The following is a 23,292-nucleotide window of genomic DNA, read 5'->3' as shown; positions in this document are numbered from 1 at the left end:
CCGTATAGATGCCCTCTTCGACAGCTACGCGCGCTCGTGGGGGCCGATATCATGGCGCGAAGTATGCGGAAAGATCACCGCACGTAGGGACTTAGAGCATGGCCAGATGCTGTGCGCCCTTAGCATGATCGAGACGGATTCCGCCGTCATGCGTCGCAAACTAGCCGCTACTCGCGCCGATCGAAGTAACCCAATCAAGCAGTTCAATGTCCTCTGGCTAGCCGAGGAGGCCGAGCACGGTCGGGCACTCAGTGCAGCAGCTGAACGTCTCGGAGTTCATCTGCGTACCCCTGAGAAACGACCAATGTTTCGAGATGTGCGGTCAGTAACTACATGGCCGGCCTTGTACGTGTCAGGCGCCTTGATACCGCATCTTGACGCTGCCTACTGCACGCTTGGATCACTACAGGAGTACATCGCTCTGACGACATACAGGCACATCGCGAACAGGGTTGGTGATGCGGCTCTCGATGGACTTCTCCGTCAAATTGCGCGCCAAGAGGGCCGACACATGCGCTTCTATACGGAGGCAGCAAAGGTTCTTCTAGCGGAACCATCTGCACGATGGGTGACAGTTGCGCTGATCAATCGCTTGTGGCGACCTCCGGGTGTCGATCTTCTCGGATCAGCTAGGTGGTTGAAAGTATTTGGTCCGCTGTTTGATGACAGCGAGTACGTGTCAAAGTTGTTGCGGGTCGACGAAATTCTTGGCGAGTTAGCCTCTGCAGAGGTTCACCCCATGAGTCGATTCATAGAGACGGCCTTTCCGAAAAAAATCCGACCTAGTAGGCAATCGTGAAGAGTTATACGTCCGACGGTTTAGATTTCCCGGTGCTGGACTTCGGCCCAAAGGATGGACCAGTGGTTGTACTACTGCATGGCTTTCCTGCTGACGCAAACAGTTGGGTTAGCACTGCAGAAACACTCTCTGCCACCGGGCTGCGCATCATCGTCCCTTTTCAGCGCGGCTATGTCGCAACCGCCCGGCCTAGTAAAATTTCTGCTTACCGACTGAAAAAGCTGGGGGCGGATATCGTAGAACTGTTGAATTCTCTGCAGTGCGAACGTGCCCACATTGTCGGACATGATTGGGGGGGTGGAGTGGGCTGGTTCTTAGCTGATCAGCATTCGTCGAGAGTTGCCTCTTTGACTGCGGTTTCAACTCCGCACCCACGCGCCCTCGCGCGCACCCTGCTGACAAGTAAGCAGGTTCTCTTGTCTTGGTACCTATTGTTCTTCCAGCTTCCCGCTCTGCCGGAATGGCTACTTACGAGGAGGCGCGGGCAGCTCGGGCGAGCATGGCTTAGGAAGCTCGGATTAGAAGAAGATACTGCTGCCGCCTATGCCGCAAAATTTGCAGAAGATCGCGGTCTATTCACGGGCGCTTTGAATTGGTACCGTGCACTTCCACTGGATGCAGCGTATGGAATAAGGGCAGGATCAATTCAAGTTCCCACTCTATACGTTTGGGGAAAGAAAGATCTGGCCGTCGGTGAGAAAGCGGCACAAATGACCGGCCGTTGGGTTGCGGGGAAGTATAGCTTCAAACCCTTGGAAGGTGTAACGCATTGGATTCCAGAACAACACCCGACACTTATCGCCGAACTGATCCTTCGACACATTGAAACCACTAGTTAAACGGAGATGGAGTTTTTGCAGTGACCAAGGAAGAACTATGGCCTTCGGACCATGACCATCAGGATCGGCCAAGAGGCGGGGATCCTGGCACGCGGTAAGGACTTACGATTTGGTGCGTGATAGCGGGTGAGGCGTGCTTTTCGCGTTCACGGCCGATTTCAGGCTGCAGTAGCTCGGTCGGAGACGAGGCCGGCAATGGCTTGGTAGGTGGCGGGCAACGTCTCGCCTCGGCGAGTCCAACGGGGCAGTTGTTTCCAGCGTTTGTGGTCGGCGAGGGTATGTTCGACGATGATGCGTTTAGAGGAGTGCCGGCGACGGGCTCGCTGACGGGCTTCGAAGACCTCGGGCGGGCTGATCTTGTTGCCCTTCCTCGGCGGGGTGAGGGCCTGGCCGGGGCGATCGCGGCGGAGCCCCAGAGAGTCGTCGTCCAGAAGTACCTCGACCTCGGGAAAGTGCTGGAAGCAGAGCCCGATGCCTTCGTTGCGTGCGGTGGTCGCATCATGTATCCGACCAGGTCGCAAGGCATCGACCCATAAGGTGCGGCCCTGTTGGTCGGCGATATAGGTGGCCTTCATCGTGTTCTCCTTCTTTTTCCGGAGACGACCGCCCGCCGTCCGCCGCACCCGGCAGGCGGTCGGCGGACCTGGATCTCGGTGGCGTCCAGGCGTAATTCGATGCCCTCGGCCTGGGCCTAAGCGAGGACTCCCGGCAAGGTCCGAAGACGCAGCTCAGGGCGGTCGGGGGACCGAGCACCCCCGCTCGGCAAGGAGGACGCGTATCTCGCCGGTCGCGCGGGTGATGGTGGAGTGGTCCACGCCGTAGAAAAGTCCGAGGCCGGCGTGCGGCAGATCGTGCCGCAGATGAATGAGGGTCGCCGTCAATCGGTCGATGAATACCAGCTGATGTCGGGTGCCGGCTCCAACTGCCCGCCTTCCGGAACCGCCACGTGCCGCGTGATGGCGGCCCTCGACACCCGCCTGCCACGGCTCGGCCAACTCCTCAACCAGACGGGCGAGATGGCGCCTGGAGAGCCCGGTGAACACTCGATGCGCGAGAACCGATCGCTTGATCATGATCGCCACATCCGGATCATGCCACCAGCCAGCAACGACGCCTCACCCGCTATCACGCACCAACTCGTTAGAGGCGAGATCGCTGCCACCAGGAGTAGCCACGGGAGTCGGACATAACGCCCCCCGCACAGCAGCCGGCGCGCAGACTGGCTCGGTGGCCACGTCTGCTTCGGACGCCCCGAGCCCGGTCGGGGGTCTGCTTTACTCGCAGAATTTCAAGATCACGGCCCGTAGGCGGCCCCAGGAGTCGGATGTGACGCTGACCAGAGCTGCAAGCCCTGGTCAACGCTCCATCGGACTGAGATTCGCAGAGTTCATCTACTTCTGGCCCCTCTACACCGGCACCGCGATCCCCATCGACCAGTGGAGATCGCGGATGTGGCTGGATACGTGGGTCTAGCGGGGCATCGGACCAGGAGGGCGCGGCCGGTGGCCGCGCCCTCCGGCGTTGCCGTGGCCGGATCCCGTGCACCCGGTCCCGTCGATAGATGGTGTTCACACCCATAACCGCCCGCCCCGCGCTAACGATTCGGAGAAACCGCTGTCATGGCGGCCCCGCTCGCATCTACAGTTCGGGGAGAACGGCTTTTCTGAACGCGTTCAGAAGTTCGGGAAGGGTTCACGGGGAGGGAATCGCGCGATGCGCAAGGGGGCCAAGGCTGCCGTCATCGGCAGTGTGTTCGCCGTCGTACTGGGGGGCGTCGGGTACGGCGCGTACAACTTCGTCACCGCGGTCAGCGGGGGCACCGGGGCCGCCGGGCCGGCGCCCGTGAAGACCGGGCCGCCCAGCGGCTCCGAGGTCAAGGAGACCAGCCGCGCGTTCTTCGCGGCCTGGGAGAAGGGCGACGCGGCGAAGGCGGCGGGCTACACGAACTACGAGTCCGGCGCCGAGAGCCTGCTCGCCGGGTACAGCGGCGCCGCGCACCTGACCCGTGTGCGGATCACGCCGGGCGCGACGGCCGGGGCGACCGTGCCGTTCTCCGTGAAGGCGACGGTGTCCTACGACGGGAAGAGCAAGCCCCTCGCGTACGCCTCCCGGCTGACCGTGGTCCGCGGGGAGACGACCGGCAAGGCCCTGGTGGACTGGAAGCCGTCCGTCGTCCACCCGCAGCTGAAGGACGGCGACACCCTGGTCACCGGCGAGTCGGCCAGCCCGGCCATCGAGGCCGTGGACCGGAACAACGTTGTCCTGAGCAAGGACAAGTACCCCTCGCTCGGGCCGATCCTGGACGCGCTGCGCGACAAGTACGGCGACAAGGCGGGCGGCACGCCCGGCATCGAGCTGGCGATCCACCACGGCACCACCGAGACCCCCGACACCACGCTGGCCACCCTCGCCGAGGGACGTCCCGGCAAGGTCCGCACGACGCTGAGCGCGAGCGCGCAGGCCGCCGCCGAGAAGGCGGTGGAGCGGTACGCGGAGTCGTCCGTGGTGGCGGTGAAGCCGAGCACCGGCGAGGTGCTGGCCGTCGCCAACCACCGCCAGGACGGCTTCAACGCGGCGTTCCTCGGCAAGCTCGCCCCCGGCTCCACCATGAAGATCATCAGCGCGGCGACCCTCATCGACAACGGCATCACCACGTCGACCGGACCCGCGCCCTGCCCGCCCACGGCGACCTGGCAGAGCCAGACCTTCCACAACCTCAAGGGCATGCAGCCGCAGGAGAACGCGACGCTGTCCGACAGCTTCTCCCGCTCGTGCAACACCGCGTTCGTGAAGTACGCGGACGAGGTGAAGGTCGACTCGCTGACGAACGAGGCCCAGCAGCGCTTCGGGCTCGGCAGGAACAACTGGAAGACCGGCATCGAGTCGTTCGACGGCTCGGTGCCCGCCTCCGGCGGCCCGGACACCGCGGCCAACATGATCGGCCAGGGCCAGGTCCAGATGAGCCCCCTCAACATGGCCTCGGTGACCGCGACCGCCATGACCGGCGCCTTCCGCCAGCCGGTCATCGTGGCCCGCTCCCTCGACGGCCGCGACCTGGCCACCGCCAAGGGCCTGTCCGGCGGTACGGTCGCGCAGCTGCGCACGATGATGAACCGCACGGCGGTCAGCGGCACCGCGGCCCAGGTGATGGCCGGACTCGGCGGCAGCATCGGCGCCAAGACCGGCTCCGCCGAGGTCGACGGACAGACCGTCTCCAACAGCTGGTTCACCGGCTACCGCAACGACATCGCCGCCGCCGCCATGACCCAGGAGGGCGGACACGGCGGCGACGCGGCCGGTCCGATCGTCGCAGCAGTGCTACGAACGGGTGGCTGAGGTCACTTCGCACAGGGCGGGACCCTAGGGTGGGGCATCTCGTTGAGGAGCGAGAGGCGCGGGGGCGCCACAGGGCACCAGGGGACAGCGGAGGACGATCAGCCGTGGGCAAGAGAAGACGGGTCGCCGAGCGACCGAGGACCAGACAGCCCGCCGTGATCGGCGGCGTGATCGCGGTGGTCGTCGCCGGCGGCGCGTTCGGCGCCTACAGCCTGTACGGGGGCGGCGCCGCCGGGGACGACACGTCCGCCGGCGGCGCGCACACGACGGTGAGGACGGGCCCGCTGTCGGCGACCGAGATCCACACCGCGTCGACCGCCTTCCTCACCGCCTGGCAGAAGGGCGACGTCGCCGGGGCCGCCGCCGCCACCGACGACTCGGCCTCCGCCACGACCGTCCTGACCGGCTACGGCAAGGACGCCCACATCACCGGCGTCACCCTGACCGGCGGCAAACCGTCGGGCACCGACGTCCCGTTCACCGTCAAGGCCACGGTCGGCTACAAGGGCACGTCCAAGCCCCTGACGTACTCCTCGAAGCTGACCGTCGTACGGCGGGCCAAGGACGGTGCCGCGCTGGTCGGCTGGAAGCCGTCCGTCGTCCACCCGGACCTCCAGGACGGCGACCGGCTCGTCACCGGCGCGTCCGGGACGCCGCCCGTCACCGCCCTCGACCGCGACGGCGGGGAACTGACCACCGCCAAGTACCCGTCCCTCGGCACGGTCCTCGACGGGCTGCGCGAGAAGTTCGGCAAGACGGCCGGCGGCAAGGCCGGCATCGAACTGCGCGTGGTCCGCAAGGCCGCGAAGAAGGGCGCCCAGAAGACGCCCGACAAGACCCTCGTGACGCTCAGCGAGGGCACCCCCGGCAAGGTGACGACGACCCTCGACCCCGCCCTCCAGGCCGAGGCCGAACGCCGGGTCGCCGCCAAGGAGAAGGCGTCGGTGGTCCTGCTGCGCCCCTCGACCGGCGAGATCCTCGCCGTCGCCAACACCTCCCACGGCTTCAACACCGCCTTCCAGGGCTCCCTCGCGCCCGGCTCCACCATGAAGGTCATCACCGCCTCGCTCCTCTTCGACAAGGGCCTGGCCTCCGCGGACAAGCCGCACCCCTGCCCCAAGACGGCGACGTACGGCGGCTGGAAGTTCCACAACGACGACGACTTCGAGATCAAGGACGGCACGTTCAAGGCGAGCTTCGCGCGGTCCTGCAACACCGCCTTCATCACCCAGGCGAAGAAGCTGGAGAACGACGACCTGACGAAGCAGGCCCAGCAGGTCTTCGGGCTGAGCATGAACAACTGGGCCGTCGGTGTGCCCTCGTTCGACGGTTCGGTGCCCGTGCAGAGCGCGGCGCAGATGGCGGCGTCCCTGATGGGCCAGGGCGGTGTCCGGATGAACCCGCTGAACATGGCGTCCATCGCCGCCACGGTGAAGTCGGGCACCTTCCACCAGCCCTACCTGGTCTCCCCGGACGTCGACCACCGCACCCTGGCCAAGGCCTCCCGCACCCTGTCGGCGTCCACGCTGTCCCAGCTGCGCGAAGTCATGCAGTACACCGCCGCCGCAGGCACCGCCGCCGAGGCCATGTCCGGCCTCGGCCCCGACTACGGCGCCAAGACCGGCTCCGCCGAGGTCGACAACCAGAAGCAGCCGAACGGCTGGTTCACCGCGTGGAAGGGCGACCTCGCGGGCGCGGGCGTCGTCCAGCAGGGCGGCCACGGCGGCGACACGGCCGGCCCGATCGTCGCGGCGCTGCTGAAGGCGGGCAGTTAGTTCCGGCACGAGGAGGGGGCCCCGCGCGGGCGTCCCCTCCCCGTGTTCCCGGTGCGACGGGAACCCGGTCGCGTGCCGGGTACACCGACCGCTAGCGTGCTGCGCATGACCGCCACCGATGAGAACTCCGCGGGATCCGCGTCCCGTGGCGAAGACACCGTGCACCCCCGGTTCGCCGAAGCGCTGCGGGAGTTGGGGCTCGACGAGCTGACCGGGCGGGTCCGGCGCTTCCCGGACGCGGCCCGCACCGCCGCCGAGGCCGCCGCCGCGATCGGCTGCGACCTGAACCAGATCTGCAAGTCCCTGATCTTCGCGGCGGACGGCGTCCCCGTGCTCGTGCTGATGGACGGCGCCTCCCGCGTCGACGTGGAAAGTGTCCGGGACGCGCTCGGCGCCGAGAAGGTGACCCGGGCCCGCGCGGACCTCGTACGGGAGACGACCGGGTACGCGATCGGCGGGGTGCCGCCCTTCGGGCACCGGACGAAGACCCGTGTGCTGGCCGACCGTTCCCTGCTCGACCACGCCACGGTGTGGGCCGCGGCGGGCACCCCGTACACCGTCTTCCCGATGGACCCCCAGAGCCTGGTCGCGCACGCGGGCGGCACGCTGGTGGACGTGCGCGAGCGCACCGGATGACACCGGTCGTCACCGCGGCGGTGCTGCTCGCCGCCGTCACGCACGCGTGCTGGAACGCGATCGCGCACCGCATCACCGACAAGCTCGTCGGCTTCACCCTGATCGCCGGCGGCGGCATGCTGATCGGCCTCGTCATGGTGCCGTTCGTGGCGTTCCCGGCGTCCGGGGCGTGGCCGTACCTGCTCGCCTCCGCCGTCATCCACGTCGCGTACTACGTCCTGCTGATGCGGTCGTTCCGGCTCGGCGACTTCGGGCAGGCGTATCCGATAGCGCGCGGTACCGCACCGCTGATCGTCACGGTCCTCGCGGCGGTGTTCGCGCACGAGGTGCCGGACGGCTGGGCGGCCTCGGGGGTCGCCCTGTCCTGCGCGGGGCTGACCGGGGTCGCGCTGTGGGGGCTGCGCGGCCGGCGTCCCCACTGGGCGGCGATCGGCGCGGCCCTCGCGACGGGCGTGTCGATCGCCGCCTACACGGTCGTCGACGGTCTGGGCGTACGGGCCTCCGGCAGCTCCCTCGGGTACATCGCCTGGCTGATGGCGGTCGAGGGCGTCGTGATCCCCGCGTTCGCGATCCACCGCTGGCGCGGCGACACCCTGGCGGTGCTGAAGCCGGTCGCCGCGGTCGGGTTCCTCGGCGCGGCCCTCTCGGTCGCCGCGTACGGGCTGGTCCTGTGGGCCCAGACGCGGGCCGAGCTGGCGCCGATCGCGGCCCTGCGGGAGTCGTCGATCATCGTGGGCGCGGCCATCGGCGCGGTGTTCTTCAAGGAGCGTTTCGGGGCGCCCCGGATCGCCGCGGCCGGCCTCCTGGTCGTCGGCATCGGTCTGATGCTGCACACCGGATAGCCGCCGCGGGCCCGCCGGTTGTCAGTGGGCGCCGCTAGGGTCGGCACCGAGGCCGGACGGAGACGCCCCCGCGCGGGGCCCGCGGCACAGGGGGGTGGGTACTGGTAGCGCCCCGGAAGCCACCTCGGGCGTGAAGGAGGACCAGCCGCACCCCACCCCCCTCACCGCCCTCGCCCCCTCATCCGGTCCCGCCGCTCACCGGTCTACGCGTCGACGGCCGCCCGCACCGCACGGACCAGCGCCTGCGCCCGGGCGTCCGCCGTCACGCTCGTGCGGAAGCCGTTGGTGACGTAGCCGAAGGCGATGCCCGACTCCGGGTCGGCGAAGCCGAGGGCGCCGCCGCGGCCGGGGTGACCGAACGAATCCGGGGAGAGCAGCGGCGAGGCCGGGCCGTGGAGCATGTAGCCGAGGCCGAAGCGGGTGTTGACCACCAGGACCCGGTCGGGTCCGGCCGAGTGCTCCGCCCGTGCCTGCGCCGCCGTCTCCGGTGTGAACAGGCGGACGCCGTCCACCTCACCGATCAGCGCGGCGTAGAAGCGGGCCAGGCCGTCGGCGGTGGCGATGCCGTTCGAGGCGGGCAGGACGGCGGCCCGGTAGGCGGGGTCGTTCTCGTCGGGCATCGGCGTGATCGCGGCGAAGGCGCGGCGGGTGACGCTGTCCGGGTCGGCGTAGGCCTCCACGACCGCGCGCTTGGGGCGGGTGCGCAGGCCGCCGGGCGCGGGCGGTGCCTCGACCTGGGCGACCCGGCCCACCCGGCCGGCCTGCTCGGGCGGGAGTCCGACCCACAGGTCCAGGTCCAGCGGCCGGGCGATCTCGTCGGCGATCCACGCGCCGAGCGTGCGCCCGGTGACCCGCCGGACCAGCTCGCCCGTCAGCCAGCTGTACGTCTGCGCGTGATAGCCGTGGTCGGTCCCGGGCCGCCAGACCGGTGTCTGCGCGGCCACGGCCGCCGCCGCGATGTCTGGGTCGGCGGCCTCGGCGGGGGTGAGCGGCCGGTCGAGGACCGGGACGCCCGCGCGGTGCGCGAGGAGGTGCCGGACCCGGGTGTGCTCCTTGCCGCGCGCCTTGTACGCGGGCCAGTGGGACGCGACGGGTGCGTCGAGGTCGAGGAGGCCGCGCTGGGCGAGGAGCAGGACGACGGCGGCGGCGACGCCCTTCGTCGCGGAGCGCACGATCTGAGCGGTGCCGTGCTGCCAGGGCTCGGTGCCGTCGACGTCCCGGGTGCCGGCCCACAGGTCGACGACCCGGTGCCCGTCGCGGTACACGGTGACGGCGGCGCCCCGGTCGCCGAGGGCGGCGAAGTTGCGGGCGAACGCCTCCGTGACCGGTTCGAATCCCTCGGCCACGGTGCCGTTCACGTCCACGGGCCCGTCCGCGCCGGCCGTAGCCGGGGTCGCGGTGTACGGCCCGGCCGGCACTCCGGCGTCCTCTTGTCTCGTCACGCTCCCATTGTCACGGAGCGCGGATCGAAGCCGAAGGGCAGCTCCAGGCGGTGCGTGCGCATCAGGGCGTCGTCGGAGAGGAGCTCGCCGGTGCGGCCGTCGGCGACGATCACGCCGTCGCTGAGGACGAGGGCGCGCGGGCACAGTTCGAGGGCGTACGGCAGGTCGTGGGTGACCATGAGGACGGTGACGTCCAACGAGCGGAGGATGTCGGCGAGTTCACGCCGGGAGGCGGGGTCGAGGTTGGAGGAGGGCTCGTCGAGGACGAGGATCTCCGGCTCCATCGCGAGGACGGTCGCGACGGCGACCCGGCGGCGCTGTCCGAAGGACAGATGGTGCGGCGGGCGGTCGGCGAAGGCCTCCATGCCGACGCGCTCCAGGGCCGTGCGGACGCGTTCCTCCAGCTCGGCGCCCTTCACTCCCGCGGCGGCCGGTCCGAAGGCGACGTCCTCGCGGACGGTCGGCATGAACAGTTGGTCGTCCGGGTCCTGGAAGACGATGCCGACCCGGCGCCGGATCTCCGCCATGTGCCGCTTGCCGACCGGGAGTCCGGCGACGTGCACCGTGCCGGCGCCGCCGGTCAGGATGCCGTTGAGGTGCAGGACGAGGGTGGTCTTGCCCGCGCCGTTCGGACCGAGCAGTGCGACGCGCTCGCCGCGCCCGATGGTGAAGTCGACGCCGAAGAGGGCCTGGTGGCCGTCGGGGTAGGCGAAGGCGAGGCCGGAGACCTCCAGGGAGGCGGGCACGACGGGGTCCCCGGAGGGCGTCACGGTGGTTTCGGCAGACATCACAGCGTCCATCCCAGCACACAGACGACGAGGGCGGCGCACGGGAGGGCGAGGGCGTACGACCACTGCGCCCGGGAAGCGGTCACCTCGTCGATGACGGGCATGGTGCCGGCGTACCCCCGGCTCACCATGGCGAGGTGGACGCGCTCACCGCGTTCGTAGGAGCGGATGAACAGCGCGCCCGCCGACTTGGCGAGGACGCCCCAGTGCCGGACCCCGCTCGCCTCGAAGCCGCGGGACTCCCGCGCGATGCGCATGCGCCGCATCTCGTCGGTGATGACGTCGCCGTAGCGGATCATGAAGGAGGCGATCTGCACGAGGAGCGGCGGGAGTCGCAGGCGCTGCAGGCCGAGGAGCAGTTCGCGCAGTTCGGTGGTGGAGGCGAGGAGTACGGAGGCGGCGACGCCGAGGGTGCCCTTGGCGAGGACGTTCCAGGCGCCCCAGAGCCCGTTGACGCTCAGGGACAGGCCGAGGACGTGCACCCGCTCGCCCTCGGCGACGAACGGCATGAGCACGGCGAACGCCACGAACGGGATCTCGATCAGCAGCCGCTTCAGCAGCACGCCGGCCGGTACGCGGGCGCGCTGGGCGACGGCGGCGAGCAGCAGGGCGTACAGCGCGAACGCCCACATCGCCTCGCGGGGCGTGGACACGACCACGATCACGAAGGCGAGGGTGGCGGCGAGCTTGGTGTGCGGCGGCAGGCCGTGCACGGGCGAGTGCCCGTGCCGGTAGAGCTTGTGGGTGTGGCCCGCCCCCATGTCAGACGCCTTCCGGCACGGAGGTGGGCGAGCTGTCGGCCGTACGGCGCCTGCGGACCGCCCAGAAGACGCCGGTCCCGGCGACGACCGTGACGCCGACGCCGATCACGCCGGCCAGACCGCCGGAGACGCGGGCGTCGGAGACGTCCTTGACGCCGTATCCGGCGAGCGGCGAGGAGTCCTCGGTGGCGTGCTTCTCGGTCTTCGCGTCGATGCCCTTGTCCTTGGCGACCTTCTCCAGGCCGTCGGGGCTGGCGGACGCGTAGAAGCTGACGAATCCGGCGAGGACGAGGGAGGTGACGAGTCCGGTGATCCACACCGTGCGGTGCGAGGAGCGGGCGGCGACGGGCGCCGGGGTCGCGGCGGGTGCGGCGGGCGTGTCGACGAGTTCGCCGTTCACCCGCAGCTTGAGCCGCTGCTGGAGGCCGCGGGCGCCGTACACGAGGTCGGGGCGTACGGCGACGACGGCGCCCACGGTGAGCGCGGTGATGACCGCCTCGCCGATGCCGATGAGGACGTGGACGCCGATCATCGCGGTGGCCACCTTGGTGATCGCGATGTCGGTGGTGCCGCCGACGGCGTAGATGAGGGTGAAGGCGACGGCGGCGGCCGGGACGGACAGCAGCGCGGCGACGAAGGAGGCGACGGTGATCGAGCGCCGCGTGCGGGGCAGCACCTTCACCAGGCCGCGGAAGAGTGCGTAGGAGACGACGGTGGTGACGATCGCCATGTCGGTGATGTTCACGCCGAGCGCGGTGAGGCCGCCGTCGGCGAACAGGATGCCCTGCATGAGCAGGACGACGGAGACGCAGAGGACCCCTGTGTAGGGGCCGACGAGGATCGCGGCGAGGGCGCCGCCGAGCAGATGTCCGCTGGTCCCGGCGGCGACCGGGAAGTTCAGCATCTGCACGGCGAAGATGAAGGCGGCGACCAGGCCGGCGAGCGGGGCGGTCCGCTCGTCGAGTTCGCGGCGGGCGCCTCGCAGGCTGACGGCGATGGCGCCGGCGGCGACCACTCCCGTGACAGCGGAGACAGGGGCGTTGATGAATCCGTCAGGCACATGCACCGTTCGATGATAGTGCCCAGTTGCGAACTACTTGCAAGAGCGAGGGACCCTCGAATAGTTCACGACGGCCCGCCACCCACCCCGCGTGCCGACGAGCGTGACCAGTGCCTCACGGTGTTCCGGACATGCGCGCGCCGTGACCGGGAAGACGTTCAGGAACGACACGACGCACATGGAGGAGGGGTCGCGGGCGGCCGGAGAGCGGTTTCCGTGAGATGTGCGACATTGGAATGGTGACGGATTCACACATTCCGCACAGGTTACGCAGCGTGAGGAGTCGGTTCATGTACGCCGTCGAACAATACGCACGCGCTCACATCGTCACCGACACCGCCGACTCCGCCGAGGACGAACACCGGGCCGTCCCGGTGGCCCTCCGCTACGACCCGGAGAGCGATCCGCCGCAGGTGCACATCACCCTGCCGGGTCCCAAGGAATGGGTCTTCGCCCGTGAACTCCTGGAGCAGGGCCTGCGGGTCCCGGCCAGCAGCGGGGACGTCCGGGTCTGGCCGTGCGGCCGGGTGCAGGCGGTCCTGGAGTTCCACTCGCCGAAAGGGGTGGCGGTCGTGCAGCTCGACGCGAAAGCCCTGATCCGCTTCCTTCGTCGCACGTACACGGCCGCCACCCCGGTGGCTCACTGACGGATCAGACGCGGGCCAGTTCCCGGTCCTCGTCGCCGTCGCGGCGCTTCTCGTCGAGGGCGCGCAGGCCCTCGCCCTCCACGTCCACGTTCGGCAGCGCGCGGTCCAGCCACTTCGGCAGCCACCAGGCGCGCTTGCCGAGCAGGGCGAGCACCGCCGGGACGATGGCCATGCGGACCACGAACGCGTCGAAGAAGACGGCGATCGCGAGACCGAAGCCGATCATCTTGATCATCGACTCGCTGGAGCCGATGAACCCGGAGAACACGGCGATCATGATGACGGCGGCCGCGGTGACGACCCGCGCCCCGTGCCGGAACCCGGTGACGATCGCCTGGCTCGGCTTCTCGCCGTGGACGTAGGCCTCGCGCATGCGGGTCACGAGGAACACCTCGTAGTCCATGGCCAGACCGAAGACGACGCCCACCATGAAGATCGGCATCATCGACATGATCGGGCCGGTCTCCTCCACGCCCATCAGGTTGGCCAGCCAGCCCCACTGGAAGACCGCGACGACCGCGCCGAGGGCCGCCATCACGCTGAGCAGGAAGCCGAGGGCCGCCTTCAGCGGGACGAGGATCGAGCGGAAGACCACGATGAGGAGCAGGAACGCGAGGCCGACGACGAGCGCGAGATACGGGATCAGCGCGTCGTTGAGCTTCTGCGAGAAGTCGATGTTCATGGCCGTGGAGCCGGTGACGAGCACCGTGGCGTCCGTGTCGGCCTTGATCTCGCCGCCGGTGCCGCGGATGGCGTGCACCAGGTCCTCGGTCTTGACGGAGGACGGCTTCGAGTCGGGGACCACCGTGATCATCGCGGTGTCGCCGGACTTGTTGGGCACCGCGGGCGACACGCTGACGACGCCCTTGAGGCCCTTGATCTCGTCGGTGACCTTGGTGAACGCGGCCTTGGGGGCATCGCTCGCCTTCGCGTCGACGACGATCATCAGCGGGCCGTTGAAACCGGGCCCGAAGCCGTCGGACAGCAGGTCGTAGGCACGGCGCTGCGTGGTGGACGTGGGCTGCGAACCGTCGTCGGGCAGACCCAGTTCGAGGGAGGTCGCGGGGAGGGCCGCCGCGCCGAGACCGATCACGCCGAGCAGCAGCACGGCGAGCGGCCGGCGGACGACGAAGCTCGCCCAGCGGGTGCCCATGTTGGGCTTGCCCTCCTTCTTGGCGGCGCGCCCGCCGCCGAGGAGCCTGCTCTTCTTGCCGGCCGGCTGGACCCTACGGCCCGCGTAGCCGAGCAGCGCGGGGATCATCGTCAGGGCGATGAGGACGGCGATGGCGACGGTGCCCGCGGCGGCGACGCCCATCTTCGTGAGCATCGGGATGTTGACGACCGACAGGCCGACCAGGGCGATGACGACGGTCAGGCCCGCGAAGACCACGGCGGAGCCCGCGGTGCCGACGGCCCGTCCGGCCGCCTCCTCGCGTTCTCGGCCCTCGGCCAGTTCCGCCCGGTAGCGGGAGACGATGAACAGGGCGTAGTCGATGCCGACCGCGAGGCCGATCATCATCGCGAGGGTGGAGGTCGTGGAGCCGAGGTCGAGGGCGCTGGCGAGCGCGGTGATCGTCGAGACGCCGATACCGACGCCGATCAGCGCGGTGAGCAGCGGCAGCCCGGCCGCGATCAGTGAGCCGAAGGTGATGACGAGGACGACCGCGGCGATCGCGATGCCGATGACCTCGGTGGACCCGGTCTCGGGTGTCGCCTGGAGCGCGTCACCGCCGACCTCGACGGTGAGCCCGGCGTCCCGCGCGTCCTGCGCCGCCGACTCCAGGGCGTCCTTCGAGGAGTCCTCCAGCTCCATGCCGGAGACCTTGTACTTGACCGAGGCGTAGGCGACCGACCCGTCCTTGCTGACGGTGTGCGTCTCGAACGGGTCGTCGACGGAGGTGACCTCGGACCCGGTGCCGAGCACCTTGACGGTCTTCTCGACCGTGGCCTTGTTGTCCTTGTCCGCCATCTTCTCGCCCTCGGGGGCCTTGAAGACGACGCGTGCGGTCGCTCCGTCGGCGCTCATCCCGGGGAAGCGGCTCTCCAGCAGGTCGAAGGCCTTCTGCGCCTCGGTGCCGGGGATCGAGAAGGAGGACGCTCCGGCGACGGGCGCGGAGGCCGCGCCCACCCCCGCGAGGGTCAGCAGCGCCACCCACATCAGGGCGACGAAATGCCGTCGCCGGAAGGCGAATCGGCCGAGTTTGTAGAGGAACGTGGCCACGAGGGCGAACTCCCGGTCAGGTCGTGGGATGGCAGGGGCTGGTGTGACCACCCGAGTGGGGGCAGGGGTGATCAGCCCGACGACGTGAGCGGCGCGTCAGGTGCAACTACAGGGGCTTGGAGAGGGTGAGGAAGGTGAAGGGGGTGCAGGGCCGAGGAATCAGGCGCCGAGAGCGGGGAGAACCACGGCGTCGATGTACGAATGCAGGAAGGCCTGGGTCGGCGGGAGTTCGTCGATCATGGTGCGCGCCGCGAAGCCGCCGATCAGCATGTGCATCACGAACTGCATCGCGGGGTTGTCCGCACGGATCTCACCTCGGTCGACACCGCGCTGGAGCACCAGGCGCAGCTCTTCCATCTCCGGCTCGACCAGCCATTCCCGGAACGCCTTCAGCAGATCCGGGTTCCCGTGCGCCGCCATGGCCAGGCCCCGCATCAGCGCGGAGTCCTGCTCCATCTGGCAGTCGTCCTGCCGGGCGGCGAGTGCCAGGAAGTCGCCCCGCAGGCTTCCCGTGTCCATGTCGGAGAACTTCAGCGGCTTGTGGTGCCGCAGCGCTTTCACGACGAGCTCGGCCTTGCCGCCCCACTGGCGGTAGAGCGTGGCCTTGCTGGCACGGGTACGGGTGGCGACGGCGTCCATCGTGAGGGCGTCGTAGCCGACTTCCCGAAGCAGGTCGAGCACGGCCGTGTACAGCTCGGCCTCGCGCTCGGGCGTGATCCGACTGCGACGCACCGTTGCGGCCTCAGTCATCCCGGTCACCTCTGCTTCGTACGACACGGATTCGTATGTCTCTGAAGATACCCCCGCCGTCAACGAAACGAAACCGTTTCGTACGTGGGCTGAGTCACCCCCGCACCGGGAACCCGACCGCCGGCGCGGGGAAAGGACGGCCGCCGTGAAGGCGACGGCGCCGGATTCCCCCGTTCCACGAGTTGCCGGGGCCCCCCGGGCGGAAAAGCATGGGGAGGTGAGCGACGAGCACGAGAACGCGACCACGGACGAGCACTCCCCCGGCTACCTGCGCTTCCCGCACCTGAGCGGCGACCGGCTCTGCTTCGTCACCGAGGACGACCTGTGGGTCGCCCCGCTCGACGGCCGCGGGCGCGCCTGGCGGCTCACCGTCGACCGCACCAAGGTGGGCCACCCCCGCTTCTCGCCGGACGGCCGGACCATCGCCTACACGAGCTGGCGCAGCCTCGTCCCGGAGATCCACCTGGCACCGGTCGACGGCGGCCCCGGCCGCCGGCTCACCTACTGGGGCAGCCCGGACACCCAGGTCTGCGGCTGGTCCCCCGACGGCGACATCCTCGCCGTCGCCTCGCACGGACAGCCCTTCTCGTACTTCACCTGGGCCCACAGCGTCCCCACCGACGGCGACCCCGGGGGCAAACTGCCCTGGGGGCCCGTCTCGGACATCGCCGTCGCCGACATCGACGGCGAGCGCAGGACCCTGCTGCTCACCGGCACGCCCCCGCACGAACCCGCCGTCTGGAAGCGCTACCGGGGCGGCGCCATGGGCCGCATCTGGCTGCACGGCCGGCAACTCGTCGCCGACATCGGAGGCCACCTCGCCTGCCCGATGTTCGTCGGCGGACGGATCGCCTTCCTCTCCGACCACGAGGGCGTCGGCAACCTCTACTCCTGCGCCCACGACGGCTCCGACCTGCGCCGGCACACCGACCACGACGCCTTCTACGCCCGGCACGCCGCGTCCGACGGCACCCGCGTCGTCTACCAGTGCGCCGGCGACCTGTGGATCGTCGACGACCTCTCCCCCGCCTCGGTCCCGCGCCGCCTCGACGTCCGGCTCGGCGGCCCGCGCGCGGGCCGGCGCCCGTACCAGGTGCCGGCCGCCCAGCACGTGGACAGCATCTCCGTCGACGAGACAGGCCGGGCCAGCGCCGTCGTCGTCCGCGGCAGCCTGTACTGGCTCACCCACCGCGACGGCCCCGCCCGCACCATCGCGGACACCCCCGGCGTCCGCGTCCGGCTCCCGGAGATGCTCGGCTCGGGCGGCCAGGTCGCCTACGTCACCGACGCGCGGGGCGAGGACGCCGTCGAGATCGCCTACCTGCCCCGCGCGACCGGCGACCGCGCACCGCGCCGCCTCGCCTCGGGCGACCTCGGCCGCGTCCTGGAACTCGTCGCGGACCCGCAGGGCGAACGCCTCGCCGTCGCCTCGAACGACGGGCGGCTGCTCCTGCTGGACGCGACGGAGGAGTCCACCGGTGAGGTGACCGAGCTGATCCGGTCCATCAACGGCCCGGTCACCGACCTCGCGTTCTCCCCGGACGGCGCCTGGCTGACCTGGTCGCACCCCGGGATCGGCCGCTCCCTGCGGCAGATCAAGATGGCCCGCATCAAGGACCGCCTGGTCGTCGACGTCACCAACGGCCGCTTCGAGGACGAGAACCCCGTGTTCACCCGGGACGGCCGCTACCTCGCCTTCCTGTCCTGGCGCGGCTTCGACCCCGTCTACGACGTGCACACCGGCGACCTGTCCTTCCCGCTCGGCTGCCGCCCCTACCTCGTCCCCCTGTCCTCCGCCACGCCCTCCCCCTTCGCCCTGAACCCGGACGGGCGGCCGGTCGCCGGAGGCCTCGACCCGGTCGAGGAGGAGTCGGACGACGGTACGGCGGCGACCGTCGAACTCGAAGGGCTGGAGAGCCGGGTGACCCCCTTCCCGGTCACCGCCTCCAAGTACTCGGCGCTGTACCCGGTCGCGGGCGGCGGCCTGGTCTGGCTGCGCTGGCCGATCTCCGGCGCGCTCGGCGAGACCTTCGCCAACCCGGACGACACGACCGGCCGCCCCACCCTGGAGTTCTTCAACATCACCAAGGCCAAGAAGTCCGAACTCGTCGACCACCTCGACTGGTTCGCGGTCAGCGGCGACGGCTCCCGGCTCGTCGTCGTCGACGAGGGCGACCTGCGCGCCGTCCCCTCCACCGAGTCCGGCGACAGCGACTCCACGGTCTGGATCGACCTGCGCCGCATCCTCCACGAGGTCGACCCGCCCGCCGAGTGGCGCCAGGCCTACGACGAGGCCGGCCGGATCACCCGCGCCTACTTCTGGGACCCGGACATGTGCGGCATCGACTGGGACGCGGTCCTCGCGCAGTACCGCCCGCTGGTCGAACGGGTCGCCTCCCCCGACGAGTTCGCCGACCTGCTGCGCGAGGTCCTCGGCGAACTGGGCACCTCGCACGCCTACGTCAGCGCCGCCCGCCGCAACGAGGGCCCCGCCCACTACCAGCGCCGGCAGGGCCTGCTGGGCGCCAACCTCGTGTGCCGCGACGGGAACTGGATGCTCAAGAGGATCCTGCCCGGCGACTCCTCCGACTCCAAGGCGCGCTCCCCGCTGGCGGGCACCGGCATCCGCGCGGGCGCCGTCCTCACCCATGTCGACGGTCGCCCGGTGGACCCGGTCACCGGCCCCTACCCCCTGCTCGCGGGCGCGGGCGGCACCACGGTGGAACTGACCTTCCGGCCCGCCGAGACCGAGGGCGAGGGCGCGGGCCGTTCCCGCCGGGTCGCGGTGGTCCCGCTGATCGACGAACGGCCGCTGCGCTACCAGGACTGGGTGGCCAAACGCCGCCAGGTGGTCCGGGAGCTGAGCGGCGGCCACTGCGGCTATCTGCACATCCCGGACCTGGGCGGCTCGGGCTGGGCCCAGTTCAACCGCGACCTGCGGCTCGAGGTCTCCCGCCCGGCCCTCATCATCGACGTACGCGGCAACGCGGGCGGTCACATCAGCGAGCTGGTCGTCGAGAAACTGACCCGCACCATCCTCGGCTGGGACCTCACCCGCAACGCCCAGCCCGTCTCGTACGCCTCCAACGCCCCCCGCGGCCCGATCGTGGCCCTCGCCGACGAGGCGACCTCCTCCGACGGCGACATGATCACCGCCGCGTTCAAACTGCTGAAGCTCGGCCCCGTGGTGGGGCAGCGCACCTGGGGCGGGGTCGTCGGTATGACCGGCCGCCATCAGCTCGGCGACGGCAGCGTCATCACGGTGCCGATGAACGCGGCCTGGTTCGACGCCTACGGCTGGTCCGTCGAGAACCACGGCGTCGCCCCCGACCTGGAGATCCTGCGGACCCCGCTCGACTGGGCGGAGGGCCGCCACGCCCAGCTCGACGACGCCATCCAGCTCTCCCTGGACCTGCTGCGCAGCCGGCCGGCCGCGTCCCCTCCGGACTACTCCAATGTCCCGGACAGAACCCGCCCGAAACTCCCCCCGCGCCCGGAGTGACAGCGACCTGACAGCGACAGCGACCTGACAGCGGCCGGTGCCTTCCCGCGAGACGGGACGGCACCGGCGGGACAGCGGAGTTGGGGTGCCCTCCGTGTGGAGGACACCCCAACTCATGCAGAACGGACGGCCGATCAGGCGTCGAAGTCCTGGTCGAAGCGGTCCTGCGCCTCCTGCCGGGCACGGTCCGTGGCCGGCATGGCGTGGTCGCGCTCCTGCGGGGACCGCTCGCTCGCCTCGTCACGCGCGGCGCCCGGCTTGCCCTTGGCCTTCTGCTGAAGACGCTCGGCCTTGTCCTTGAACTGGTCCTGCATGCCCATGAGATTCACTCCCGTAGTGGGTGAGGGGGGTCGGCCCGATCCCGTTGTGAGGGACGGGTGTTCGGGCCTCGATCAGACTGACACGCAGGGACGGACCCCGCATTTCGATCAGTCACGCTCCGTGAGACCCCCCGGTGAATCAGGGTGCCGACGCCTCCCGCTCCTGCTCGTCGGCCGCCCCGCCGGCCCCGACCAGCCCGGTCCGCACCGTCCCGAGCCGCGGCTCGAACCGCCGCATCTCCCGCTGCCCGACGGCACCGATGATCCCGGGCAGGTACCCGCGGATGCCCTGCATCCCGCGCAGCCACCACTGGGCGTACACATGGCTGGAGCGGCGCTCGATCCCCGCCACGATCCGGTCGACGGCCGGGCCCAGCGGATACGTCTTGTTCGACGGCCACGGCAGCCGCTGCCGCAGCTCCCGCATCACCTCGTCCTGGTCGGCGCCCCGCACCATGTCCGTGTCCGTCCACGACAGATAGCCGACGCCCACCCGGACGCCCTTGTAGCCGACCTCGGCCCGCAGGCTGTGCGCGTACGCCTCCACACCGGACTTGGACGCGCAGTACGCCGTCATCATCGGAGCCGGCGTGATCGCCGCCAGCGACGCGATCTGCAGCAGGTACCCGCGGCTCTCCATCAGCACCGGCAGGAACGCCCGTGCCGTCACCGCCGACCCGATCAGGTTCACCTCGATGACCCGCCGCCAGGCGACCGGGTCGGAGTCCAGGAACGGGCCCCCGCTCGCCACCCCGGCGTTGGCGACGACGATGTCGACCTTGCCGAACCGCTGCTTCACCTCCTGCGCGACCCGCGCCATCGCCTCGTGGTCGGTGACGTCGGCGTACCAGTGGTCGCTCTCGCTGTGCAGCCGCTCCGAGACCTGCTTCAGCGCGTCCGCCTCCAGGCCGACCAGCGCGATCTTCGCCCCGCGCGCCGAGAGCTTGCGCGCGAGCAGCTCCCCGACGCCGCGCGCCGCCCCCGTGACGACCGCGACCTGTCCTTCGAGACTCACCTTGCTCATGCGCCCTCCTTGATCTCTTCGATCTCCTCGGCGGTCTGCGTGTACGTCGTGACGAGTTCCCGGATCCGGGCGGTCACGAGCTCCGGTGCCTCGATCGGCGTCATGTGGCCGACCCCCGGGAGTTCGGTGCTGCCGACGCAGTTCGGCAGAGCCGCCACCAGGGCCCGCGCGTGCACGACCGGCGTGAGCCGGTCCGCCGTCCCGGCGATCACCGCCGTCGGCACCCGCAACTCCCGTACCCCGTGGTCGAGATCGAGCGACTCCAGGACCGCCGACCAGGCGTGCCGCACGGTCCGCGGGCAGGCGTGCACGATCCGCGCGCAGGCGTCCACCATCAGCGGCGACGAACCGGCGCCCATGGTCGCGTACTTGAGGATCCGGCGGGCGACCGGTGTGACGGGCCCGAGCGGCGCGCGGGAACCGAGCACCGCCGCGGTGACCCGCGTCCGGAGCCGGCCGGCCCGCAGCGGGACGACCCGCGACTCGGCGACCAGCCGGGTGCTCCCGGTGCTGCACAGCAGCGCCGCCGCCGCGTGCTCGGTGAAGCGGGGCCGGGTGGACGCCGCCATCAGCGTCATCCCGCCCATCGAGTGCCCCACGAGCACGGCCTTCTCGCCCGGCGCCAGCGTCGCCGCGAGCACCGCCTCCAGGTCGTCGGCGAGCGCGTCCGTGCTGCACAGCTCGCTCGCCGGACTGCGCCCGTGACCGCGCTGGTCGTAGGCGACGACCCGGTGGTCGACGGCGAGGTCCCGGATCTGCGCCGCCCAGAAGGCCGTCGAACAGGTCCAGCCGTGCGCGAGGATCACGGCGGGCGCGCCCTCGGGACCGTGCACCTCGACGTGCAGGGTCGCGCCGTCCGCGGAGTGCGCGACCAGTTCCCGTACGGGCGGGGGAGGCGCGTACGTCCCGTGCGCGTCGTGCGTCAGCCGGCTCACGCGTCCGCCACCGCCTTCTTCTTGCGGGTGCCCGTCACAGCCGGTCCGGGGTCGGGTTCCGCCGCGCGCACCACCTCGTACTCCGCCAGGTCGACCCGGCGCGTGGCGCCACGGAACTCCGTGGTGGTGCCGGGCCACACGGTCGTGTTGACGCCGTTGGCGTCGAGGTACCAGCTGGTGCAGCCGCCGGTGTTCCACACGGTGCGCTTCATGCGTTCCTGCACTCGGTCGTTCCAGGCGTCGACGGCGGCGGGCCGCGCGTCGAGCGCCACACGCCCGCCGAGCACGTCCAACTGCCGTACGAAGTCGGCCATGTAGTTCAGCTGGGACTCGATCATCAGGATCATCGACGAGTTCCCGAGCCCGGTGTTGGGTCCGATGATCGTCATCCAGTTGGGGAAGCCGGCCGCGGTCGCGCCGCGCAGCGACTTCATGCCGTCCTTCCACGACTCGGCCAGCGTCCGGCCCTCCGCCCCGACGACGCGGTCGGCGATCGGCATGTCGGTGACGTGGAAGCCGGTCCCGAAGACGATCGCGTCGGCCTCCGCCGTGCTGCCGTCGGCGGCGACCAGCGTGGACCCCTCGATCCGGGCGAGCCCGGAGGCCACGACGTCCACGTTCGGCTTCGTGAGCGCCGGATAGTAGGCGTTCGACAGCAGGATGCGCTTGCAGCCGATCCGGTAGTCGGGCGTCAGCTTCGCGCGCAGCGCCGGGTCCTTCACGGCCCGCGCGATGTTCCGCTTGGCCAGCCGCTCGACCAGGCCGAGTTCGTCGGGCCGCTTGGTGAACGCCTGCACCTGCAGTTCCCGGATGCCCCACAGCAGTCCGCGCCGGGCCTGCGTGGTGAACGGCAGCTGCCGGTGCAGCCACCGCTCGGCACCGGTGATCGCCCGGTCGACCCGCGGCATCACCCAGGGCGGGGTGCGCTGGAACAGGGTGAGCCGGGAGACGTCCGGCTGGATCGCCGGCACGATCTGGATGGCCGAGGCCCCGGTGCCGATCATGGCGACGCGCTTGCCGCGCAGGTCGTAGTCGTGGTCCCAGCGGGCGGAGTGGAACACCTTGCCGGTGAACGTGGCGATCCCGGGGATCTCGGGGATCTTGGGGTCGGACAGCGGCCCGGTCGCGGAGACCACGAGGTCCGCCGTGAGGTAGCCGCTGCTCGTCTCGATCCCCCAGCGCAGCTTCTCCGCGTCCCAGGTCATCATCCGCACCTCGGAGTTGAACCGCAGATGCGGGCGCAGCCGGAAGACGTCGGCCACGTGTTCCAGGTAGGCCCGGATGTGCTCCTGGCCGGAGAAGGTGCGCGGCCACTCGGGGTTGGGCGCGAACGAGAACGAGTACAGGTGCGACGGGACGTCACAGGCGCACCCGGGGTAGCTGTTGTCCCGCCAGGTGCCGCCCACGCTGTCGGCCCGCTCCAGGACGACGAAGTCGGTGATGCCCTCGCGGCGCAGCCGCACCGCGGCTCCCAGCCCGCCGAACCCGGACCCGATCACCGCCACCCGTACATGCTCGTGCTCGGTCATCCCGACGCCTCCTGGTCCGCACGACTCCGCCAGTGAACACTGGCGCAATCGGAGCGTAGAACAGCTTCGTACTGATGGGTAGGGGT

General features: G+C 70.2%; 17 protein-coding genes and 1 pseudogene. 7 read left to right on the top strand and 11 right to left on the bottom strand.

Translation table 11 applies throughout. The features are described 5' to 3' along the window. Positions 1-795: 795 nt before the first annotated feature. Complete coding sequence (locus OG406_RS23390; RefSeq protein WP_329187577.1) at positions 796-1,638, top strand: alpha/beta fold hydrolase; 843 nt, start codon at positions 796-798, stop codon at positions 1,636-1,638. 158 nt (positions 1,639-1,796) lie between these two features. Here OG406_RS23390 and OG406_RS23385 read toward each other — a convergent pair. Then, positions 1,797-2,711: pseudogene (locus OG406_RS23385) on the bottom strand (transposase family protein). A 640-nt stretch (positions 2,712-3,351) separates the two neighbouring features. Between OG406_RS23385 and OG406_RS23380 the strand changes: the two are divergent. The 4 genes from OG406_RS23380 to OG406_RS23365 all read left to right on the top strand — a co-directional run bounded on the left by OG406_RS23380 (position 3,352) and on the right by OG406_RS23365 (position 8,227). Continuing rightward, the gene (locus OG406_RS23380) at positions 3,352-4,974 is read left to right on the top strand and encodes a penicillin-binding transpeptidase domain-containing protein (protein WP_329187576.1); all 1,623 of its coding nucleotides are present in this window, start codon (positions 3,352-3,354) and stop codon (positions 4,972-4,974) included. A 104-nt stretch (positions 4,975-5,078) separates the two neighbouring features. Then, positions 5,079-6,749 (top strand): penicillin-binding transpeptidase domain-containing protein, encoded by a 1,671-nt coding sequence (locus OG406_RS23375; RefSeq protein WP_326843001.1) that lies wholly within the window; start codon positions 5,079-5,081, stop codon positions 6,747-6,749. A gap of 105 nt (positions 6,750-6,854) precedes the next feature. Then, positions 6,855-7,385, top strand: coding sequence for a YbaK/EbsC family protein (locus tag OG406_RS23370; RefSeq protein WP_329187575.1), 531 nt, complete (start codon positions 6,855-6,857; stop codon positions 7,383-7,385). Beyond that, entirely contained in the window at positions 7,382-8,227 is an 846-nt protein-coding gene (locus OG406_RS23365) for a DMT family transporter (RefSeq protein WP_329187573.1), read from the top strand. Before OG406_RS23370 ends, OG406_RS23365 begins: the two co-directional genes overlap by 4 nt. A gap of 203 nt (positions 8,228-8,430) precedes the next feature. On the opposite strand, the gene OG406_RS23360 is transcribed toward OG406_RS23365, so the two are convergent. The 4 genes from OG406_RS23360 to OG406_RS23345 all read right to left on the bottom strand — a co-directional run bounded on the left by OG406_RS23360 (position 8,431) and on the right by OG406_RS23345 (position 12,284). After that, positions 8,431-9,591 carry a serine hydrolase domain-containing protein gene (locus tag OG406_RS23360; protein ID WP_329190940.1) on the bottom strand — a complete coding sequence of 387 codons (1,161 nt, stop codon included), beginning with the start codon at positions 9,589-9,591 and terminating at the stop codon, positions 8,431-8,433. Positions 9,592-9,665: 74 nt separating this feature from the next. Beyond that, positions 9,666-10,457, bottom strand: a complete 792-nt coding sequence (locus OG406_RS23355) for an energy-coupling factor ABC transporter ATP-binding protein (RefSeq protein ID WP_267051060.1) — start codon at positions 10,455-10,457, stop codon at positions 9,666-9,668. Beyond that, entirely contained in the window at positions 10,457-11,218 is a 762-nt protein-coding gene (gene cbiQ / locus OG406_RS23350; protein ID WP_164374019.1) for a cobalt ECF transporter T component CbiQ, read from the bottom strand. Before cbiQ ends, OG406_RS23355 begins: the two co-directional genes overlap by 1 nt. A 1-nt stretch (position 11,219) precedes the next feature. Further along, positions 11,220-12,284, bottom strand: a complete 1,065-nt coding sequence (locus OG406_RS23345; RefSeq protein WP_327409607.1) for an energy-coupling factor ABC transporter permease — start codon at positions 12,282-12,284, stop codon at positions 11,220-11,222. 284 nt (positions 12,285-12,568) lie between these two features. Here OG406_RS23345 and OG406_RS23340 point away from each other — a divergent pair, with 284 nt between their 5' ends. Further along, entirely contained in the window at positions 12,569-12,925 is a 357-nt protein-coding gene (locus OG406_RS23340; RefSeq protein ID WP_164374020.1) for an SsgA family sporulation/cell division regulator, read from the top strand. A gap of 4 nt (positions 12,926-12,929) precedes the next feature. Here OG406_RS23340 and OG406_RS23335 read toward each other — a convergent pair whose 3' ends face one another. Beyond that, entirely contained in the window at positions 12,930-15,146 is a 2,217-nt protein-coding gene (locus tag OG406_RS23335) for an MMPL family transporter (RefSeq protein ID WP_267051061.1), read from the bottom strand. 159 nt (positions 15,147-15,305) lie between these two features. Then, positions 15,306-15,896: a TetR/AcrR family transcriptional regulator gene (locus OG406_RS23330; protein ID WP_164374022.1), complete on the bottom strand. Its 591-nt coding sequence runs from the start codon at positions 15,894-15,896 to the stop codon at positions 15,306-15,308. A gap of 217 nt (positions 15,897-16,113) precedes the next feature. On the opposite strand from OG406_RS23330, the gene OG406_RS23325 reads away from it, so the two are divergent. After that, on the top strand, positions 16,114-19,398 hold the full coding sequence (locus tag OG406_RS23325; RefSeq protein ID WP_267051062.1) for a S41 family peptidase: 3,285 nt from the start codon (positions 16,114-16,116) through the stop codon (positions 19,396-19,398). Between the two features lie 134 nt (positions 19,399-19,532). Here the strand turns inward: OG406_RS23325 and OG406_RS23320 are convergent, their stop codons facing one another. The 4 genes from OG406_RS23320 to OG406_RS23305 form a co-directional block, all read right to left on the bottom strand. Further along, the gene (locus OG406_RS23320) at positions 19,533-19,718 is read right to left on the bottom strand and encodes a hypothetical protein (protein WP_267051063.1); all 186 of its coding nucleotides are present in this window, start codon (positions 19,716-19,718) and stop codon (positions 19,533-19,535) included. A gap of 139 nt (positions 19,719-19,857) precedes the next feature. After that, positions 19,858-20,742, bottom strand: coding sequence for an SDR family oxidoreductase (locus OG406_RS23315; protein WP_164374025.1), 885 nt, complete (start codon positions 20,740-20,742; stop codon positions 19,858-19,860). Next, a complete protein-coding gene (locus OG406_RS23310) occupies positions 20,739-21,677 on the bottom strand; it encodes an alpha/beta fold hydrolase (protein WP_266847973.1) in 939 nt (312 codons plus the stop codon). Before OG406_RS23310 ends, OG406_RS23315 begins: the two co-directional genes overlap by 4 nt. After that, positions 21,674-23,206 carry a flavin-containing monooxygenase gene (locus OG406_RS23305; RefSeq protein WP_329187567.1) on the bottom strand — a complete coding sequence of 511 codons (1,533 nt, stop codon included), beginning with the start codon at positions 23,204-23,206 and terminating at the stop codon, positions 21,674-21,676. Before OG406_RS23305 ends, OG406_RS23310 begins: the two co-directional genes overlap by 4 nt. Positions 23,207-23,292: the final 86 nt, after the last annotated feature.

Source organism: Streptomyces sp. NBC_01428, from assembly GCF_036231965.1.
In the GTDB taxonomy this organism is placed as follows: domain Bacteria; phylum Actinomycetota; class Actinomycetes; order Streptomycetales; family Streptomycetaceae; genus Streptomyces.
Note: the sequence above shows the minus strand (reverse complement) of the source record. Positions and strands in the feature narration are given on the sequence as shown.

What these genes read in the sequence shown, in the direction of transcription:
- OG406_RS23380 (WP_329187576.1), top strand. Translation starts at nt 3,352, where the DNA reads ATGCGCAAGGGGGCCAAGGCTGCCGTCATCGGCAGTGTGTTCGCCGTC.
- OG406_RS23370 (WP_329187575.1), top strand. Translation starts at nt 6,855, where the DNA reads ATGACCGCCACCGATGAGAACTCCGCGGGATCCGCGTCCCGTGGCGAA.
- OG406_RS23365 (WP_329187573.1), top strand. Translation starts at nt 7,382, where the DNA reads ATGACACCGGTCGTCACCGCGGCGGTGCTGCTCGCCGCCGTCACGCAC.
- OG406_RS23355 (WP_267051060.1), bottom strand. Translation starts at nt 10,457, where the DNA reads ATGTCTGCCGAAACCACCGTGACGCCCTCCGGGGACCCCGTCGTGCCC.
- cbiQ (WP_164374019.1), bottom strand. Translation starts at nt 11,218, where the DNA reads ATGGGGGCGGGCCACACCCACAAGCTCTACCGGCACGGGCACTCGCCC.
- OG406_RS23340 (WP_164374020.1), top strand. Translation starts at nt 12,569, where the DNA reads ATGTACGCCGTCGAACAATACGCACGCGCTCACATCGTCACCGACACC.
- OG406_RS23330 (WP_164374022.1), bottom strand. Translation starts at nt 15,896, where the DNA reads ATGACTGAGGCCGCAACGGTGCGTCGCAGTCGGATCACGCCCGAGCGC.
- OG406_RS23320 (WP_267051063.1), bottom strand. Translation starts at nt 19,718, where the DNA reads ATGGGCATGCAGGACCAGTTCAAGGACAAGGCCGAGCGTCTTCAGCAG.
- OG406_RS23315 (WP_164374025.1), bottom strand. Translation starts at nt 20,742, where the DNA reads ATGAGCAAGGTGAGTCTCGAAGGACAGGTCGCGGTCGTCACGGGGGCG.
- OG406_RS23305 (WP_329187567.1), bottom strand. Translation starts at nt 23,206, where the DNA reads ATGACCGAGCACGAGCATGTACGGGTGGCGGTGATCGGGTCCGGGTTC.